Origin of the sequence: Nonomuraea africana, assembly GCF_014873535.1 — a bacterium.
GTDB lineage: Bacteria > Actinomycetota > Actinomycetes > Streptosporangiales > Streptosporangiaceae > Nonomuraea > Nonomuraea africana.
In genome coordinates, this window is sequence record NZ_JADBEF010000001.1 from 2,432,822 (window position 1) to 2,451,894 (window position 19,073).

Consider the following 19,073-nt stretch of genomic DNA (forward strand, 5'->3'; position numbering starts at 1 on the left):
GCCCGCCGCTCTCATCCGGTAAGCGGCCCTTCCCCATGGAAGTGGCGGCGCCCGTTTTCGGTAGCCTGTCGGCCATGTTGCACGGGAGGGAGGCCGAGCAGGCGCTCGTCGTCGAGCTTCTCGCGGGTGCCCGCGCGGGCCGGAGCGGCGCCCTGGTGATCCGCGGTGAACCGGGCATCGGCAAGACGGCGCTGCTGGAGTCCATCGCCGCCCAGGACGACATGCACGTGCTGCGTGGAGTCGGGATCGAGTCGGAGGCCGAGCTCTCGTTCAGCGGGCTGCACCTGCTGCTGCACCCGGTCCTGTCCCGCCACCTGCCCGCTCTGCCGGACCCGCAGCGGCAGGCGTTGGAGGGGGCGTTCGGCCTGGCGCTCGGCCCTCCGGCCGACCGCATGCTGGTCGGGCTGGCCGTCCTCACGCTCCTGTCGGAGCTGGCGGAGGAGTCGCCCGTGCTGTGCGTGATCGACGACGCCCAGTGGCTGGATCGTCCGTCGGCCGAGGCGCTGCAGTTCGCCGCCAGGCGGCTGAGTGCCGAGCAGGTGGCCGTGATCTTCGCGGTCCGCGACGGCGAGGCGCCCTTTCCCGCGCAGGGGCTGGCCGAGCTGCGGCTCGGCGGGCTGTCCGCCGAAGCCGCCGCCGCCCTCGTCGACGAGCGCGAGCGTGATCTGAGCCCGGAGGTACGGCGGCGCGTGCTCGCCGAGGCGGGTGGCAACCCCCTCGCGCTGCTCGAGTTGCCCGCGGCGCTGCGCGCCGTCCCGCCGACCGGCGAGCTGCCGCTGACCAGCCGCCTGCTGCGGGCCTTCCACGCCCAGGCCGTCCGGCTGCCCGCGCCGAGCGGGGACCTGCTGCTGGTGGCGGCGGCCGACGACACAGGGGAGCTGAGCGTGCTGCTGCGCGCGGCGGCCGCGTTCGGCGCGGGGGTCGAGGACCTGCCCGTGACGGAGAAGGCGGGACTGCTGCGCGTCGAGGGCGGGCGCGTGTCGTTCCGTCATCCGCTGGTCCGCGCCGCCGTCTACCAGGGCGCCTCACTCGACCGGCGGCTGCGCGCGCATCGGGCGCTGGCCGAGGCGCTGACCGGGCCCGAGCAGGCCGACCGGCGGGCTTGGCACCTGGCCTCGGCGGCGACGGGTCCCGACGGCCAGGTGGCCGCCGAACTGGCCCGCACCGCTCAGCTGGCCGCGGCGCGCAAGGGGTACGCGGCCGCGGCGGCGGCCTACGAGCGTGCGGCGCAGCTGGCGGAGGACGCCGACGAGCGCACGCGGCTGCTGGCCCGCGCGGCCGACACCGCGGCCGAGGCGGGCGAGCTCGTCAGGGCGCAGATGCTGGCCGAACGGGCGGCCGCGCGGGCGCGTGACCCCGAGCAGCGCACCACGCTGCTCAGGATCAGGGCCAACGCGGCGGCCGGGCGCGGCTTTCTGCGCGAAGCCCACGGCCTGCAGTTGGAGGCGGCCGCCAGGCTGGCCGGCGCCGACCCGCGCCAGGCGGTCGCGATGATGATGGACGCGCTGCACACCGCGTGGTTCGCCGGAGATCACGAGCTGACCGCCGCCACCGCCGCCCAGCTGGAGGCGCTCACCCTGCCCGACGGCGATGCCGCCTGGCCGGTGCTCAGGCTCCAGCGCTGGCTCACCTCCCTCGGCACCGGCCAGCCCACCGGACGGCTGGAGCGCCTGGCCGACGTGGTCGAGCAGGCGGCGGCGCTGCACCGGCACAGCGCGCCCGACCTGCTGCTGATCTGCCAGGCCGGCCTGCTGGGCGGGCTGGAGGCGCAGGCGCTCGAGCTGGTGAGCGGCATCGTCGCCCGCTCGCGCGCGGACGGCAAGGTGGGCGTGCTGCCGTCCGCGCTGTGCTATCTGGCCGTCGCCCAGACCTTTCTCGGCCGTTACCGCGACGCGATGACCAGCGCGTCCGAGGCGCTCGACATCGCCATGGACACCGGGCAGCCGCACTGGGCCGGCCACGCCCGCGGCGTCCTGGCCTACCTGTCGGCGGTCACCGGCGACAGGGAGGGCTGCGAGGAGCTGGCCGCCCTGGCGTTGGAGGACCAGGGCGAGCGCGCCTTCGGGCACCGAGCCAGGTGGGCGCTGGGTCTGCTCGAACTCGGTCACGGGCGCGCCCAGGACGCGCTCGACCACCTGATGGTCCTGTACCGCGGCCCCGCCGCCCACCAGCTGCCCGCCGAGCGCAGCCTGCCCGACCTGATCGAGGCCGCGGTACGGCTGGGCGAGGCGGGCCTGGCGGCCGAGGCGCTGGCCCGCTTCGACGTGGTGGCGCGACGGGCGCCGCGGCCGTGGATCGAGGCGCTGCTGCACCGTGGCCGGGCGCTCCTGACCCCTGACGACGACACCTTCGCCCGCGCCCTGCGCCTGCACGAGCACGACAGCCGCCCCTTCGACCAGGCCCGCACCCGGCTGCTGTACGGCGAGTGGCTGCGCAGGACCCGCAGGAAGGCGGAGGCCAGGCGGGAGCTCGCCGCCGCGTTGGAGAGCTTCGACCGGATCGGCGCCAGACCGTGGGCGGACCGGGCCCAGGCGGAGCTCGAGGCCAGCGGCGCGGGGCTGGCCCAGCGCCAGGGCCCCGGCGTGCTGGCGCTGCTCACCCCGCAGGAGCTGCAGATCGTCCGGCTGGCCGCGCAGGGGCTCGCCAACCGCGACATCGCCGCCCAGCTCTTCCTCAGCCCACGCACGGTGGGCCACCACCTGTACCGGGCCTTCCCCAAGCTGGGCGTGGGCTCGCGCCAGGAACTGGCCGGGCTGCTGCTGTCCGACCAGTAGGCCACGACGACTGATACCGGCTCGGGTGACCGGCCGGCGATTAAGTCATCGGGGCCGATTCGGCTGATTCGGGCACTGCCTACCGTGGTGAACGCCACGAGGAGGGAGTCCCGCTTGCCGTACAAGATCCACATCGCGCCGGTGTTCTGGATGCCGGCGGAGCGGGCCGCGGCCTGGCACGCGGTCGTCGCCGCCTCGATCGGGCACGACCTGCCCGGCGAGCCGCCGCCGACGCCCAAGCAGGTGCACGCGCGGCTCACCACGGCCGGGCCGGACGGCAGGCGGCTGTTCTGGCTGGCCACCGAGGATGACGGCGCCGTGGTGGGTGTGGCGGGGCTGCGGCTGCTCACCGAGCCCGGCCGGGACCACCTGGCTGAGCTGGAACTGCACGTGCACCCGGCCCGCAGGCGGCGAGGGGTGGGCGGGCACCTGCTGGCGACGGCGGTCTTCGCCGCCCAGGTGGAGCGGCGGCGCGGCCTGCTGACGTCGGCGGTCGCGGACGGGCCGGGTGCCGCCTTCTGCGGCGCGCGCGGCTTCCGGCGCCGGCTGACGCTCCACCACCTGCTGCTCGATGTCGCGCGGGCGGACGGCAGCGCCGCCGACGCGGGTCGTCCCGGCTACGAACTGACCGCCTGGACCGGCGCCGTACCCGACCACCTGGCCGAGGCCCTGGCCGCGGCCAGGAACGCGGTGCGCGACGGGCCCCCTGGCGAGGCGGACGACGAGCGCCGGACGTGGGACGCGGACCGGGTGCGCACGATGGCCAAGGCGCTGGCCGACGGCGGCGACACGCTGCTGACGGTCGCCGCATTGGCCAAGGAGAGGCCGATCGCCAACGGATTGGCCGGCTATACCGAGCTCGTCATCCGGGCGGGGGAGACCCGCAGGGCCCTCCAGTACGACACCGCCGTGGTGCCCGCGCACCGCGGGCGCGGGCTCGGTTCGTGGCTGAAGGCCGCGATGGTGCGCAGGCTCCGCGCCGAGCACCCCGGCGTCACCGAGATCGAGTCCGTCAACGCCGAGAACAACGCGCGCATGCTCGCCGTCAACCGGCGGCTGGGGTTTCGCCCCTGCCACCGCACGCACGAATACCGGCTGGACGTGACCCCATGAAGATCACTGAAGCCACCGACCGCCGACTGGGCCCGCACCACGCGGCCACGGAAGGAGACCACTGGTGAACGTCACGACCATTCCCGCCACGCTCGCGCAGGCCGCGGCGGTCCGCGCGCAGCTCACCGCGCAGATGGCGACATCGCTCCCTGACGACGCCGTCGTGTCAGGGGACTGGATCAGCGCGCCGGAGGCGCGGGACGGCGCCGTCGTCTACGTCCACGGCGGTGGATTCGCCCACACCAACCCCGAGGCCGAGCGGCTGGTGGCCTACCGGCTGTCGAAGGCGACCGGACGGCCGGTGCTGCGGGTGGACTACCGGCTCGCCCCCGCCCACCCCTATCCCGCGGCGATGGAGGACGTGCTGGCCGCCTATCGGAGCGTGCTGGACCGGGGCGTCCCCGAGGCGGAGGTCGTCCTGGTCGGCGAGTCGGCGGGTGGCACGCTGGTGCTGTCCGCGCTGCTGGAGCTCGCCAGGACCGGCGGGTCGCCGCCAGGGGCCGCGGTCGCGATCTCGCCGGTCACCGACCTCGCCCTGGAGAGTCCTTCGCTGTCCGCCAACGACGGCAAGGACCTGATGAACCGGGCCGTGCTCGAGGCGGTCCGCACCCAGTACCTGGCAGGAGCCGAGGCCCGCGAGGCGCCGCAGTCCCCCCTGTACGGCGAGCCGCGCGGGCTGCCGCCGCTGCTGATCGCGGCCGGCTCCGACGAGGTGCTGCTCGACGACGCCCGCGGGTTCGCCGAGACCGCCGACGCCGCGGGCGTGAGCGTGCGCCTGGAGATCTACGAGGGCATGCCGCACGCCTTCCACCTGTCGGAGGTGGGCGAGGTGCTGTTCGGCCGCGTGGGGCAGTGGCTCGCCGACCCGGTCCGCGAGTTCACCGTCTCGGGGCGCGAGGCGGGGCCGTACGCGCTGGCCGAGGGAGCGGACGGCGCGCTGTGGTTCACCCTCGTCCACCAGGGCGCGATCGGCCGCAGGTCGCCGGAGGGCGAGCTGAGCGCCTACCCGGTCGGCGCGGGCCCGACCGTGATCGTCCCCGGCCCCGACGACGCCCTGTGGTTCACCGAGTACCAGCGGCACCGCATCGGGCGGATCGGCCTCGACGGGCGGGTCGACTCCTTCGAACTGCCGACCGCGCAGGCCGGGCCGTTCGGCATCGCCGCGGGCCCCGACGGCGCGCTGTGGTTCACGCAGACCAACGCCGGCCGCGTCGGCCGGATCACGGTCGAGGGGAAGGTCACCGACTATCCCTCGCCGGGCGCCTTCCCCTCCGCCATCACAGCGGGGCCGGACGGGGCGATGTGGTTCACGCTGAACCAGGCCAACGCGATCGGCCGCATCACCATGGACGGCGACACCACGGCCTACCCCCTGCCGACCGAGGCGGCCGCGCCGGTGGGCATCACCGCGGGCCCCGACGGCGCCCTGTGGTTCGTCGAGATCGGCGCGGGCCAGATCGGGCGCGTCACCGTGGACGGCACGATCACCGAGTACCCGCTGCCCGATCGGGGAGCGCGTCCGCACGCCATCGTCACGGGGCCCGACGGGGCGCTGTGGTTCACCGAGTGGGGCGGCAACCGCGTCGGCCGCATCACGGTCGACGGCCGGATCACCTCCTACGACCTGCCCACACCCGGATCGGAGCCCCACGGCATCGCCTGCCACGGCGGCGCCCTCTGGTGCGCCCTTGAGATCGGCGCGCTCGCCAGGATCGAGGTTCCGGCATGACCGTCCCCGACCGGATCATCCCCGACCCGACCGTGGTGCACCCGCTGGCCGAGCATCCGCGCGTGGTGCTGCTCAAACCGCTGATCACCGATCCGCGCGTCCAGGTGGGCGAGTTCACTTACTACGACGACCCAGACGACGCGACCGCCTTCCAAACCCGGAACGTCCTGTACGGCTACGGCCCCGAGAAGCTGATCATCGGTAGGTACTGCGCGATCGCCTCGGGCACCCGCTTCCTCATGGCGGGCGCCGACCATCCCACCATGGGCGTGTCCACGTTCCCGTTCACCATGTTCGGCGGCGCCTGGACCGAGGCCACGCTCGACCTGGTCACCGGCATGGCCAGCCGTGGTGACACGGTGGTGGGCAACGACGTGTGGTTCGGCTACGGGGCGACCGTCATGCCCGGCGCACGCATCGGCGACGGTGCGATCGTCGCCGCCGGAGCCCTGGTCACCGGCGACGTCCCGCCGTACACCATCGTGGGCGGCAACCCGGCCAAGCCCATCCGCGCGCGCTTCGCTCCGGCCGACGTCGCGCGGCTGCGGCGCGCCGCCTGGTGGGACTGGCCGGTGGAACTGGTCACCGAGCACGTGCGCACCATCATGGCCGGCACCCCCGCCGAGATCGCGGCCATCGCGGAACGCGAAGGGCTGGCGCGCCCGGCCGAATGAGCGCGCGGCGAGCCGCCCGCCGCCGACGAGGACCGTTGGTGGGAGTGAAGGCGCAGGCCACGGGCTAGATTACGGAGGAGGGTGACGTAGCGGACGCGGGGTGTGAACAGGGCGGACCACGGCACGTCGCCACAGCGACTTCACCGTGATCCTTACAGCTCGGGGGAACTGATGGGATTCGTCGTCACAACGGGCGCGCCGCGCCGGACGCTCTAGCGCGATGTGGCCGCCACGGAACCTGCCCATCAGGGTCAGGATGTCGGTCACCGCGATGCTGGTGACCGGCCTGCTGGTCGGTGCGCTGTACGTGGCCCTGCTCGTGCTGGTCAGGCAGGACGCGGTGACAGAGGCCCGGCTGCACGCCGCCCAGAGCGCGCAGCAGGTCGTCCTCGACGCCGAGGCCGGCAGGCTGGTCCCCCCGCTCATCACCGCCGGAGCGGACGAGATGGTGCAGATCCTCGATCGGAACGGAAAGGTCATCGGCGCCAACGCCGCCCTCCTGAAGGAGGGACCCATCCCGGCGGAGCTGCCCGACCCGATGGAGCTGCGCCGCGACAGCACGGTGTGCGGCTACCCGCGACCTGACAGCCCCTGCCTGCTGGTCACCGCCTACCGGTTCTTCCTCGCGGGGAACCCGCACACGGTGATCGCCGCGGAGCCGGAACCCGGCCTGCTGCCGCGGCCGATGTGGGCGGTGCTGTTCGGGATCGTCGGAGTCCTGACCGTCGTGCTGCGTGGTGTCTCCATGTGGTGGGCGGTGGGCCGCACGCTGGCGCCGGTGGAGGCGATCAGGGCCGAGATGGACCGGATCACCACCGCCGCCGACCTGCACCGCCGGGTGCCCCTTCCGGCCAGGCAGGACGAGATCCAGCGGCTGGCCATGAGCGTCAACGCGACGCTGGACCGGCTGGAGCGCGCCGTCGAGCAGCAGCGCAGGTTCGTCTCCGACGTCTCCCACGAGCTGCGCAGCCCCATCACGGGCCTGCGGACCGGGCTGGAGGCGGCCGCGCTGCTGCCCGACGAGATCGATCAGGCCGAGGTCGTGGAGTCGGCGCTGACGGCCACCGAACGGCTGGAGAACATCGTCGCCGACCTGCTGGTCCTGGCGCGGCGCGACGCCGGCATCCCCGCCGAGACCGAGCGGGTCGACCTGGCGGCGCTCGTCAGGCAGGAGGTGGCCCGCCGCCCGCGACGGGTGCCGATCACCGTCAAGGCCGAACCGCACGTGATGGTGGAGGCCAGCAAGGTCGGGATCGGCAGGGTGCTCACCAACCTGCTCGACAACGGCGCGCGCCATGCCCGCACCGCCGTCCAGGTGAGGGTGTTCACGGACGGCGTGGACGCCGTCGTAGAGGTCGAGGACGACGGCGAGGGCATCCCGGCGGAGAGCAGGGAGCGGGTCTTCGAGCGGTTCGTACGGCTCGACGAGGGGCGCCGGCGCGATCCCGGCGGAAGCGGGCTCGGACTGGCCATCTCCAGGGAGATCGTGCGCGACCACGGCGGTTCGCTGACCATCGCCGACGGTCACGGCGGCGCGTGCTTCGTGCTCAGACTGCCCCGCCTCGAGGACACGCCCGAACCCACGGGATGAACCCGCGACGCGCTCGCCAGGCGCATCATAGTGGTTTTCGAGCCGTTGATCCCTTACGCGGTCTCTCCCATGGACATGTTGGGTTTATTGGGAAAACATCGGTTTCTGTGTACTTTGCTGACTTCGCTCCGGGTGCCGGGCGCCTCGAACCCCGCGCCGCGCTCCACTCCGACGCCCCCTCCCTCGACCTTGGCGGCGAATGGCGGTTCCGCCTCTCACCGGTCGCCGACGTGCCGGACGACTTCGCCGCCCCGTCCTTCGACGACGCGAGCTGGGACGTGCTGCCGGTGCCGGCGCACTGGCCGCTCCACGGCCACGGCGCGCCTGCCTACACCAACGTCGTCTACCCCTTCCCGGTGGACCCGCCGTACGTTCCTGACGAGAACCCGACAGGCGACTACCGTCGCGTCTTCGACCTGCCCGAGGGCTGGAGCGGGGGGCGGCTGCGCTTCGAAGGGGTGGACTCCACGTTCAAGGTCTGGCTGAACGGCCACGAGCTGGGCTTCTCCACGGGCAGCAGGCTCCCTGCCGAGTTCGACGCGGGGCCGTACCTGGTGCGGGGCAGGAACGTGCTCGCCGTACGGGTGCACCAGTGGTCGGCGGCCAGCTATCTCGAAGACCAGGACATGTGGTGGCTGCCGGGCATCTTCCGCGAGGTCACGCTCACCCGCTCCAGCGCCGACGTGTTCGTGCGGGCCGCCGCCGACGGCACGCTGAGCTTCGAGGGCGAGGGCCTGCTGTCCGTCCCCGAGCTGGGCGTCGCCGACCTGGCGCCGGGCGTCGAGGTGCGGGTGGCCGCCGAGCCGTGGTCGGCCGATTCGCCACGCCTGTACGACGCCACCTTCACCACCGCGGAGGAGACCGTACGGCTGCGCGTGGGCTTCCGCACGATCACCATCGAGGACGGCGTGCTCAAGGCCAACGGTGTGCCGCTGGTCTTCAAGGGCGTCAACAGGCACGAGTTCCACCCCGACCACGGGCGCGCCGTGCCGTACGAGACGATGGTCGAGGACGTGCTGCTGATGAAGCGGCACAACGTGAACGCCGTGCGCACCAGTCACTACCCGCCGCACCCCGCCTTCCTCGACCTGTGCGACGAGTACGGCCTGTGGGTGGTCGACGAGTGCGACCTGGAGACGCACGGGTTCGGCCACACGGGCTGGCGCGGCAACCCCACCGACGACCCGCGCTGGTCGCAGGCGCTGCTGGACCGGATGCGGCGCATGGTCGAACGCGACAAGAACCACCCGAGCGTGGTCATGTGGTCGCTCGGCAACGAGGCGGGCGTCGGCGCCAACCTGAAGGTCATGGCCGACTGGACGCGCCGGCGGGACCCGTCGCGGCCGATCCACTACGAGGGCGATGTGTCGTGCGCGAACGTGGACGTCTACAGCAGGATGTACGCCTCTCACGCCGAGGTGGCGGCGATCGGGCGGGGGGAGGAGGAGCCGCTCGACGACCCCGAGCTCGACGCGCCGCGCAGGGCGATGCCGTTCGTGCAGTGCGAGTACGCGCACGCGATGGGCAACGGGCCGGGCGGCCTGGCCGAGTACCAGGAGCTGTTCGACACCCACCCGCGCCTGGCCGGCGGGTTCGTCTGGGAGTGGATCGACCACGGGCTGACCCATCAGGAGTACGGCTACGCCTACGGCGGCGACTTCGGTGAGCCGCTGCACGACTCGAACTTCGTGGTGGACGGGCTGGTCTTCCCCGACAGGACGCCCTCGCCCGGTCTGCTGGACCTGAAGAAGGTCTTCGAGCCCGTCAGGTTCGCCTTCTCCGAAGGGACGGTGACGGTGACCAGGGCGGTGCCGTACCCGCTGGCGTTCCCCTGGGCGCTGACGGCGGACGGCACGCTGGTGGCGGAGGGCGTCCTGGAAGTGCCGGAGGGCGAGAGCGCCGAGGTGAAGCTGCCCGCGCTGCCCGAGGTGGCCGAGCCGGGCGGGCTGTGGCTGACCGTCCAGGCGGTCCTCGGCGCCGACCTGCCATGGGCGGCGGCGGGGCACGAGGTGGCCTGGGGCCAGACGAGAGTCGCCACGGCGGGCCGGACTGCAACCCGCGTGTCAGGGGCGGACGGCGGCGGCACGCTCCCGGCAGCGGGCGCCGCCTTCGACTCCAGGACCGGCAGGCTGACCGGCCTGTTCGGGCTCGACGTCGAGGGCCCGAGGCTCGAGCTGTGGCGGGCGCCCGTCGACAACGAGCGCTTCGGCGGCCTCGAATGGAACTGGCGCCAGCTCGGCCTGCACCGCCTCACGCACCGGGTCGACGCCGTCATCCGCGAGGACGGCGTGCTGACCGTCAGGTCGCGGGTCGCGCCCGCCGCCACCGACCTCGGCATGAACGTCACCTACCGGTGGAGCGCCGAAGGGGAGGGGCTCCGCCTCGACGTGCACGTGGTGCCCGAGGGCGAGTGGACGCTGCCGCTGCCCAGGCTCGGCCTCGCCATGACACTGCCGGCGAGCGTCGAGGAGGTCGTCTGGTTCGGGCGCGGGCCCGGCGAGGCCTACCCCGACACCGGGCTGGCGGCCAGGGTGGGCGGATTCGGCGCCACGGTCGAGGAACTGCAGACGCCGTACGTGTATCCACAGGAGAACGGGCAGCGCGCGGACGTCAGGTGGGCGCGGCTCACCGGAGCCGACGGTCGCGGCCTGCGGATCGAGGGCGATCCCGCCTTCGGACTGACCGTGCGCAGGTGGAGCACCGAGGACCTGGCCGCGGCGAGCCACCTGACCGACCTGCGGCCGGGGGAGAGGGTGCACGTCCACCTCGACCACGCCCAGCACGGCGTCGGCACCGCGGCCTGCGGTCCGGGCGTGCTGCCGCTCTACGAGCTGCACGCGCGGGAGGCGCGCTTCGCCTTCCGCTTCAGCGCGGTGTAGCCGTTCACTTTCCATGACGGAAAATCGAGTGTTGACAACATGGAAAGTCTGACGGAGTCTTTCCAGTATGGAAACACACGAGAGCCGTCCCTCGGCCGCCGAGGCCGCCGCCGCGCTGGCGGCGGCCCAGCAGGCCCGCGCCGCGGGGTACGCCCCCATCCCCGCCTGGTTCTTCCCCGTCGTCGGCGTGCTCATCGGCGTCACGCTTGGTCTCCAGGCCCTCCACGACCTCGCCATCCTGCCGGTGCTCGCGGTGGTGGTGGCGGGCTACGTGCTGACCGAACGCGTCTACCACAAGCGGGTCGCCAGGTCCGGGATCCAGCCGCGGCAGCTCACGCTGCGCCAGCAACTGGTCCTGGTGACGCCGATGGCCGCGCTCTGGGTCGCGGGAGAGATCCTCGACTCCAGGGGCGACTGGATCTGGCTGGTCGTGGCCGTGCTGGCCGCCTGCTGGACGATCGGCTACGGCCTCGTCCACAACCGGCGGGCGCGGGCCTCGGCATGAAGGTGAGCGACAGGGCCGAGGACGGTTTCGACGCCACGATCCACGCGCCGAACCGGCTGCGGATCTGCGCGCTACTCGAACCGGCCGAGCAGGTCGAGTTCGGCCAGGTGCGCGAGCGCCTCGGAGTCAGTGACTCGGTCCTGAGCAAGCACGTCAGCGTGCTGATGGAGGTCGGATACGTCGAGCAGACCAAGGCCGTGCGCGACACCAGGCAGCGGGTCTGGCTCTCCCTCACCAAGGCGGGCAGGGCGGCATACCACGCGCATGTGGCCGCCCTGCGCGCCATCGTCGGCGAGCTGGACACGGAATAATCCGTTGCGGCTCATTGCTTGCATGCGTCACTATGACGCTCATGATCCGCCACGCTCACCTGACGACGCCCGCCACCGCGGGCGCGCTCGAGCGTGCCTTCGACGGCCTGGAGCGCTGACCTCTTCCCGTACGTCCTGATGTGACCCGGCGGGGAGAGGTTGACCGACCCGCACACGGGTCACACGATCTCAGGCTTTCAGGGAAGGAATCATGGCCAAGCAGGCCTACGTGCGGAACAAGCCGCACCTCAACATCGGCACGATGGGTCACGTCGACCACGGCAAGACCACGCTGACCGCCGCGATCACCAAGGTGCTCGCCGAGCGGGGCGGCGCCACGTACACGCCGTTCGAGCGGATCGACCGCACGCCCGAGGAGGCGCAGCGGGGCATCACGATCAACATCTCGCACGTCGAGTACGAGACGGCCACGCGGCACTACGCGCACGTCGACATGCCGGGCCACGCCGACTACGTGAAGAACATGATCACGGGGGCGGCGCAGCTCGACGGGGCGATCCTGGTGGTCTCCGCGCAGGACGGCATCATGCCGCAGACCCGCGAGCACGTGCTGCTCGCCAAGCGGGTCGGGGTGGAGCACCTGGTCGTCGCGCTGAACAAGGCCGACGGCGCCGACCCCGAGCTGGCCGACCTGGTCGAGCTGGAGCTCGGCGAGCTGCTCGCCGAGCACGGCTACCACGACGTGCCCATGGTCAGGGTGTCCGGGCTGCGGGCGCTGGAGGGCGACCCCGCGTGGACGGCGTCCATCGAGGCGCTGCTCCAGGCGGTGGACGACCACATCTCGGTCCCTGTCCGGTACGTCGACGCGCCGTTCCTCATGCCGGTGGAGAACGTGCTCACCGTCACCGGGCGCGGCACCGTCGTCACCGGGGCGATCGAGCGCGGCTCTGTCAAGATCGGCGACACGGTCGAGGTCGTCGGCCTCGGCGAAGGCTTCACCGCGGTGGTGACCGGGGTCGAGACCTTCGGCCGGACCATGGACCGGGGCGAGGCCGGCGACAACGCCGCGGTGCTGCTGCGCGGCGTACGGCGGGAGCAGGTACGCCGGGGCCAGGTGCTGGCCGCGCCCGGCTCGCAGAGCGCCCACCGGCGTCTCTCCGCGAGGATCTACCTCCTCACGGCGGCCGAGGGCGGGCGGCGCAAGCCCATCGCCGGCGGCTACCGGCCGCAGTTCTACCTCCGCACCACCGACGTGCCCGGCCAGATCCTCATGGACGAGCCGGCCGGGCCGGGCGACACGGTCGAGGTGGTCGTGGAGCTGGGCAGGGCGGTGGCCCTGGAGCCGGGTCTCGGCTTCGCGATCCGCGAGGGCGGGCTGACGGTCGGCGCGGGCACGGTGCTGGCCGTCCTGGACTAGCCGCGTGACGGCGGGCCGGATCTGTCACGGATCCGGCCGCCGCTGCTGTCACGGTGGGGCCGCGATCGTTTCCCGGGACGCACCGGAAGACCGCGAGAACGGCGACCCCGCCATCCGCCCGCCGGCGGCCCTGTTGTTCACTGGAAGAGCAGGGAGAGGGCCGTCAGAGACATCAGCCTGCCCACCGCCGAGCCGTTCAGGCCGACCCCCCGGAGATTCGAGTCGTACTTCCGAGGGGAATGTTATGAAGATCAAAAATTCGGTCGCCCTGGTCACCGGCGGCAATCGGGGCCTGGGACTGGCCTTCGCCAGAGAGCTCCAGGCCCGTGACGCGAAGAAGGTGTACGCCGGCGCACGCAGTCCGGACGGCCTCGACCTCCCGGACCTCGTGCCGGTGCGGCTGGACGTCACCGATCCGGCCTCGATCGACGCCGTAGTGGAGCAGTGCGGTGACGTGACGCTCCTGATCAACAACGCCGGTATCGCCAACGTGAACGAGGGCGCGCTCGACCCTGACTTCGTCGATCTCTCCCGCGAGATGTTCGAGACGAACTTCTACGGACTGATCCGCATGAGCCAGGCGTTCGCCCCCGTGATCTCGCGCAACGGGGGAGGTGCGATCGTCAACGTGCTGTCGGACGCCGCCTGGTTCGCCCGGCCCATGGTGGCCGCCTATTCGGCGACGAAGTCCGCCGCCTGGAGTTTCACCAACGCGCTGCGCATCGAGGTGCGCGACAAGGGAGTCCAGGTGCTCGGCCTGCATGTCGGATTCATGGACACCGACATGACCCGTGGTCTAGACATCGAGAAGATCGACCCTCGCCAGGTCGCCGCGATCGCGCTCGAGGAGCTGGAGAGCGGCACGGAAGAGGTGCTCGCCGATGAGCAGTCGCGCCTGGTCAAGGGAACCCTTTCCACGGGACGGGGCTACTACCTGAACCCGCCGGACCTCGCCTGATCTCCGCGACGGAACCCGCCAAACCCGGCCGAGTCTTGGCGAAGGCCAGACCCCGGTCAGCGGTTCGCCTCCCTAGGCTTTTGGTCATCGGGCCGGTCGTCACGGCGAGGAGGCCGAGGTGAGCACTGGAATCTCCGCGGACGTCTCGAACGCCCAGTACCTGCCGATCTCCGACCACGGCCTGATCGGAGATCTGCGCACGACGGCGCTCGTGGGCGCGAACGGCACGATCGACTGGTACTGCTGTCCGAGATTCGACTCTCCCAGTGTCTTCGCCGCCCTCCTGGACAGCGACAAGGGCGGGTCGTTCGAGCTGGCCGCCGATGTGCCCACGACGACGAAGCAGTTCTACTTTCCCGACACGAACGTCCTGATCACCCGCTTCTACGCCGACGACGGCGTAGGCGAGATCCAGGACTTCATGCCCATCGCCGACGAGTCGTCGGAGCCCGGCCGCCATCGGCTGATCCGGCGGGTGGCCTGCGTCCGCGGATCGCTTCCGTTCCGCGTGCGGGTCGCGCCGCGCTTCGACTACGGAATCCAGCCGCACACGCTCCGCCTGACGCACGGCCAGGCGGTCTTCGAGTCGCCCTCCCTTTCGCTCGCGCTGACCGCCACCGTGCCGATGGAGTCCGACGGCGCGGACGTGTGGGCGGAGTTCAAGCTCCAGGAGGGCGAACAGGCCGTTTTCGCGCTCGACCGGGTCGGCGAGGGGGTCGCGCCCCGATCGTGCCCGAGCACCGAGGCCGAAGAGGAGTTCACCGCCACCGTGGCGTTCTGGCGGCGCTGGCTGTCCGCGTCGCGCTACCGCGGCAGGTGGCGTGAGACCGTCCACCGTTCCGCGCTGGTCCTGAAGCTGCTCACCTACGCGCCGACCGGCGGGATCGTGGCCGCGCCGACCACCAGCCTGCCGGAGGTGGTCGGCGGCGAGCGCAACTGGGACTACCGCTACGTGTGGGTCCGTGACGCCGCCTTCTGCGTGTACGCCCTGCTCAGGCTGGGTTTCACCGAGGAGGCCGAGGCGTTCATGCGCTTCCTGACGGCGAACGTGTGCGCCTGCCCGCCCGGCCCGTCGGGACCGTTGCAGATCATGTACGGCATCGACGGACGCAGCGAGCTCCCCGAACGGCAACTGGAGCACCTCGAGGGCTACCAGGGCTCCTGGCCGGTCCGGGTCGGCAACGCCGCCGTCGGCCAGCTGCAGCTCGACATCTACGGCGCGCTGATCGACGCCGTCTACCTCTACGACAAGTGGGGTAAGCCGATCTCCAGCGGCGACTGGGACTACGTCGGCACCCTCGTCGACTGGGTCTGCGCCAACTGGGACCAGCCCGACGAGGGCATCTGGGAGACACGCGGCGGCCGCAAGGACTTCCTGTACTCCCGGCTCATGTGCTGGGTGGCCATCGAACGCGCCATCCGGATGGCCGGCCACCGCGGCCTGCCCGCCGACACGGCGAGGTGGCAGCGGACGCGCGACGCGATCTACCGGCAGATCATGCAGCGCGGCTGGTCGGCCGAGCACCAGGCGTTCGTCCAGCATCTCGGTGGCGACGTCCTCGACGCCTCGGTGCTGATGATGCCGCTGGCGAAGTTCATCTCGCCCACCGACCCGAAGTGGCTGTCCACGCTCACGGCGCTCGGCGACCACCTGGTGTCCGACTCGCTCGTCTACCGTTACGACCCGGAAGCGAGCCCGGACGGGCTGCGGGGCATGGAGGGCACGTTCTCGATCTGCTCGTTCTGGTACGTCGAAGCGCTGGCCCGCGCCGGACGGCTCGACGAGGCGCGCCTGGCCTTCGAGAAGATGCTCACCTACGCCAACCACCTCGGCCTCTTCGCCGAGGAGATCGGCCAGGCCGGTGAGCAGCGGGGCAACTTCCCGCAGGCCTTCACCCACCTGGCCCTGATCAGCGCCGCCTTCAACCTGGACCGCGCCCTCGGTTAGCCGATCGCCGGGGACTCTCGTCGGCCCGCACAACGAACCCCGCGCGCTTCGTGCGGACGGCCGAAGCAGCCGCAGGACCGCTGGCCTACCGTTCGACCATGTCCCGCCTCTCGCTCACCGACCTCTACCGCATCGCCGTACCGGGAGATCCGCAGCTGCGTCCCGGCGGCGCGGCCGTCGCCTACACGGTGACCACCGCGGACAAGGACTCCGACGAGAACCGTTCGGAGATCTGGCTGGCCGCCCCCGGCGCCGCACCCCGCCGCCTCACCGGCGGCCCCCGTGACCTGGCCCCCCGCTGGTCACCCGACGGGCGCACGCTCGCCTTCCTGCGTCCGGTGGACGGCAGGCCGCAGCTGCACCTGCTCCCCATGGACGGCGGCGAGCCCCGCGCCCTCACCGGCGCCGCCGCGGGCCCCGCGCTCTGGTCGCCGGACGGCCGCCGCCTTGCCTTCACCGCCCCGCACGGCGAACCCGACCCGGACGCGCCCGTCGTGGCCGACACCCTGGAGTACAAGGCAGACGGCGCCGGCCTGCTGCGCGGCGTGCGCTCCCACGTGTTCGTCGTCGACGTCGCCACGGGCAAGCGCACCCAGCTCACCGACGGCGACTTCCACGCGGGCCAGCCGGCCTGGTCGCCCGACGGCGAGCAGCTGGCCTTCGTCACCGGCATGGAGGAGGACAGGGACCTCACCCCCGCGGGCGCGGTCTACACCATCGGGCTCGACGGCGCCGAACCCAAGCGGCTGACCGATCCGGGCGTCATCTGCACGGGCGTGTGGTGGCTCGGCGAGCGCCTGGTGGTCGCCGGCTTCAAGGGCGACCCGATCGGCCACACCAGGCTGTTCACCCTCGAAGCCGACGGCCTGGCCGAGGTCGAGACGGGCCTGGACCGCAACGTCATGGTCGGCCATCCCGGCTACCCCGGCGCCGCGCCCGCCCTGCTCGGCGACGAGCTGCTGTTCTGCGCCCGCGACGGCGGACGCACCCACCTGTACGGCGCGCCCGGCCGGACGAAGGTGGGCGGCGAGCACAGCGTCAGCGGCGTCAGCGTCGCGGGCGGCCGGGTCGCCTACGTGGCCGCCACCCCGTCCAGCCCCGGCGACGTCTACCTCGACGGCGAGCGGCTCACCGACCACGCCCTGCCGGACCTCGACCTCCTCCCCCTGGAACGCCGCCTGTTCACCGCACCCGACGGCACCCCCGTCGAGGGCTTCCTGCTGCGCGACCCCGACCGGACCGGCCCCGGCCCGCTCCTGCTCGACGTGCACGGCGGCCCGCACAACGCGTGGGCGCCGGTCTTCGACCCCGCCCACCTCTACCACCAGGTGCTCGCCGCCAGGGGCTGGAGCGTGCTCACCCTCAACCCGCGGGGGAGCGACGGCTACGGCGAGGCCTTCTACACCGCCGCCGTCGGCTCGTGGGGCCTGGCCGACGCCGGCGACTTCCTCGCGCCCATCGACGCGCTCGTGGCGGAGGGCGTCGCCGACCCGGACCGCCTGGCCGTCACCGGCTACAGCTACGGCGGCTACATGGCCTGCTGGCTGTCGGCCACCGACGGCAGGTTCAAGGCCGCCATCCCCGGTGGCTGCGTCAGCGACCTGACCAGCATGTCCGGAACGTCGGACGCCGGATACCTGCTGAAGATGTTCGAATGCGCAGGCGACCTGGCCGCGCAGTCACCGATCACGCACGTCGCCGCCGTCACCGCGCCCACCCTCCTCCTGCACGGCGAGCGCGACGACCGGTGCCCGGTCGGGCAGGCCGAGCAGTGGTTCGCGGCGCTGCGCGAGCGTGGCGTGCCGGTCCGCCTGGTCAGGTACCCGGGCGCGAGTCACCTGTTCATCCTCGACGGCCGTCCGTCCCACCGTCTCGACTACAACGAAAGGATCGTCGCGTGGCTGGAGCAATGGGTGATCGGCTCGGAGAGCTGATCAGCGAATACGACGTCCCCGGCGCCGCCTTGGCCTACCTCCACCGGGGTGAGCTGCACGAGAGCGCCGCCGGCGTGCTCAACACGCGCACCGGAGCGCGGGTGAGCCCCGACTCACTCTTCCAGCTCGGCTCGGTGACCAAGGTCTGGACCGCCACCCAGATCATGCTCCTGGCCGAGCAGGGCCTGCTCACCCTCGACACCCCCGTGGCCGAGCTGCTGCCCGAGTTCAGGGTCGCCGATGCCGAGGTCACCAGGACGGTCACCGTCCGCCACCTGCTGAGCCACACCTCGGGCATCGACGGCGACCTGTTCCTCGACACCGGACGCGGCGACGACTGCGTCGAGCGCTACGTCGAGGCCTGCGCCGACCTGGCGCAGAACCACCCGCTGGGCGCCACGCAGTCCTACTGCAACTCCGGCTTCATCATCGCCGGACGCCTGGTCGAACGGCTGACCGGCGAGGTGTGGGACCAGGCGCTGCGCGAGCAGATCGTCGAACCGCTCGGCCTGACCCACACCTGGACCCTCCCGGAGGACGTGCTGCGCTTCGGCGCCGCCGTCGGCCACCTCGACGGCGAGCCGGCTCCCGCCTGGGGCCTGATGCGCTCCTGCGGCCCGGCCGGCCTGATCACCGCCAGGCCCGCCGACGCGGTCGCCTTCGCCCGCGCCCACCTGGAGGGCGGCCTGCTCAAGGACCCGCGAGCCATGTGGGAGCCGCAGGTCGACATCCCCAACCCGCACACCCTGGGCCGGCAGTGGGGCCTCGGCTGGATCCTCGACGAGTGGGACGGCCACCGCGTCGTCTCCCACGGCGGCAACACCATCGGCCAGTCCTCGATGCTGTGGATGCTGCCCGGCACCGGCACGATCGCCTGCGCCGTGGTCAACGGCGGCCACAGCGGCGCCTTCATGCAGGCCCTGGCCACCGAGCTGTTCCGCGACCTCGACGGCGTGGCCGTACCGCCTGTGCTGGGCCCGCCCGAGCAGCCGGTGGACGTGGACCCGAGCCGGCTCACCGGCGTCTACGAGCGGGTCGGCGCGCGGATCACGGTCGCCGAGCGCGCCGGCGGCCTCTCCCTGCGCATGGAGTCGACCGGCGCTCTGGCGGGCCTGCAGGAACCGGTCACCCTCGACCTGCTCGCCGTGGACGAGGTCACCTTCGTCGGACGCAGGCCGGACGACCCGCAATGGCTGTCAGCCGTCTTCTACGAGCTGGCCGACGGCTCACCGTACGTCCACCTGGGCGCCCGGGCCACCCCCAAGATCTCCTGAGGAGC

Annotated in this window: 13 protein-coding genes; all 13 read left to right on the plus strand. The window is 72.4% G+C overall.

What is annotated here, in order from left to right; translation table 11 throughout:
* The first annotated feature begins 74 nt into the window (after nt 1-74).
* The 13 genes from H4W81_RS11355 to H4W81_RS46970 all read left to right on the plus strand — a co-directional run bounded on the left by H4W81_RS11355 (nt 75) and on the right by H4W81_RS46970 (nt 19,068).
* Entirely contained in the window at nt 75-2,774 is a 2,700-nt protein-coding gene (locus H4W81_RS11355; RefSeq protein ID WP_192774773.1) for an ATP-binding protein, read from the plus strand.
* A 114-nt stretch (nt 2,775-2,888) separates the two neighbouring features.
* On the plus strand, nt 2,889-3,887 hold the full coding sequence (locus H4W81_RS48475; RefSeq protein WP_264083147.1) for a GNAT family N-acetyltransferase: 999 nt from the start codon (nt 2,889-2,891) through the stop codon (nt 3,885-3,887).
* 64 nt (nt 3,888-3,951) lie between these two features.
* Nucleotides 3,952-5,616 carry a virginiamycin B lyase family protein gene (locus H4W81_RS49240; RefSeq protein ID WP_318781672.1) on the plus strand — a complete coding sequence of 555 codons (1,665 nt, stop codon included), beginning with the start codon at nt 3,952-3,954 and terminating at the stop codon, nt 5,614-5,616.
* Nucleotides 5,613-6,290, plus strand: a complete 678-nt coding sequence (locus tag H4W81_RS11370) for a CatB-related O-acetyltransferase (RefSeq protein ID WP_225958557.1) — start codon at nt 5,613-5,615, stop codon at nt 6,288-6,290. Before H4W81_RS49240 ends, H4W81_RS11370 begins: the two co-directional genes overlap by 4 nt.
* A 220-nt stretch (nt 6,291-6,510) precedes the next feature.
* Complete coding sequence (locus H4W81_RS11375; protein ID WP_192774774.1) at nt 6,511-7,881, plus strand: sensor histidine kinase; 1,371 nt, start codon at nt 6,511-6,513, stop codon at nt 7,879-7,881.
* Nucleotides 7,882-7,988: 107 nt separating this feature from the next.
* Nucleotides 7,989-10,760 (plus strand): glycoside hydrolase family 2 TIM barrel-domain containing protein, encoded by a 2,772-nt coding sequence (locus tag H4W81_RS11380; RefSeq protein ID WP_318781673.1) that lies wholly within the window; start codon nt 7,989-7,991, stop codon nt 10,758-10,760.
* 67 nt (nt 10,761-10,827) lie between these two features.
* Complete coding sequence (locus tag H4W81_RS11385) at nt 10,828-11,265, plus strand: hypothetical protein (RefSeq protein ID WP_192774776.1); 438 nt, start codon at nt 10,828-10,830, stop codon at nt 11,263-11,265.
* On the plus strand, nt 11,262-11,576 hold the full coding sequence (locus tag H4W81_RS11390) for a transcriptional regulator (protein WP_192774777.1): 315 nt from the start codon (nt 11,262-11,264) through the stop codon (nt 11,574-11,576). The genes H4W81_RS11385 and H4W81_RS11390 overlap by 4 nt, the downstream gene beginning before the upstream one ends.
* Before the next feature lie 211 nt (nt 11,577-11,787).
* On the plus strand, nt 11,788-12,954 hold the full coding sequence (gene tuf, locus H4W81_RS11395; RefSeq protein ID WP_192774778.1) for an elongation factor Tu: 1,167 nt from the start codon (nt 11,788-11,790) through the stop codon (nt 12,952-12,954).
* Nucleotides 12,955-13,198: 244 nt separating this feature from the next.
* Entirely contained in the window at nt 13,199-13,912 is a 714-nt protein-coding gene (locus tag H4W81_RS11400) for an SDR family oxidoreductase (protein WP_192774779.1), read from the plus strand.
* A gap of 118 nt (nt 13,913-14,030) precedes the next feature.
* Nucleotides 14,031-15,860, plus strand: a complete 1,830-nt coding sequence (locus H4W81_RS11405; protein WP_318781674.1) for a glycoside hydrolase family 15 protein — start codon at nt 14,031-14,033, stop codon at nt 15,858-15,860.
* 98 nt (nt 15,861-15,958) lie between these two features.
* The gene (locus H4W81_RS46965; protein ID WP_225958558.1) at nt 15,959-17,794 is read left to right on the plus strand and encodes a S9 family peptidase; all 1,836 of its coding nucleotides are present in this window, start codon (nt 15,959-15,961) and stop codon (nt 17,792-17,794) included.
* Nucleotides 17,758-19,068, plus strand: a complete 1,311-nt coding sequence (locus tag H4W81_RS46970; RefSeq protein WP_318781675.1) for a serine hydrolase domain-containing protein — start codon at nt 17,758-17,760, stop codon at nt 19,066-19,068. Before H4W81_RS46965 ends, H4W81_RS46970 begins: the two co-directional genes overlap by 37 nt.
* Nucleotides 19,069-19,073 lie beyond the last annotated feature (5 nt).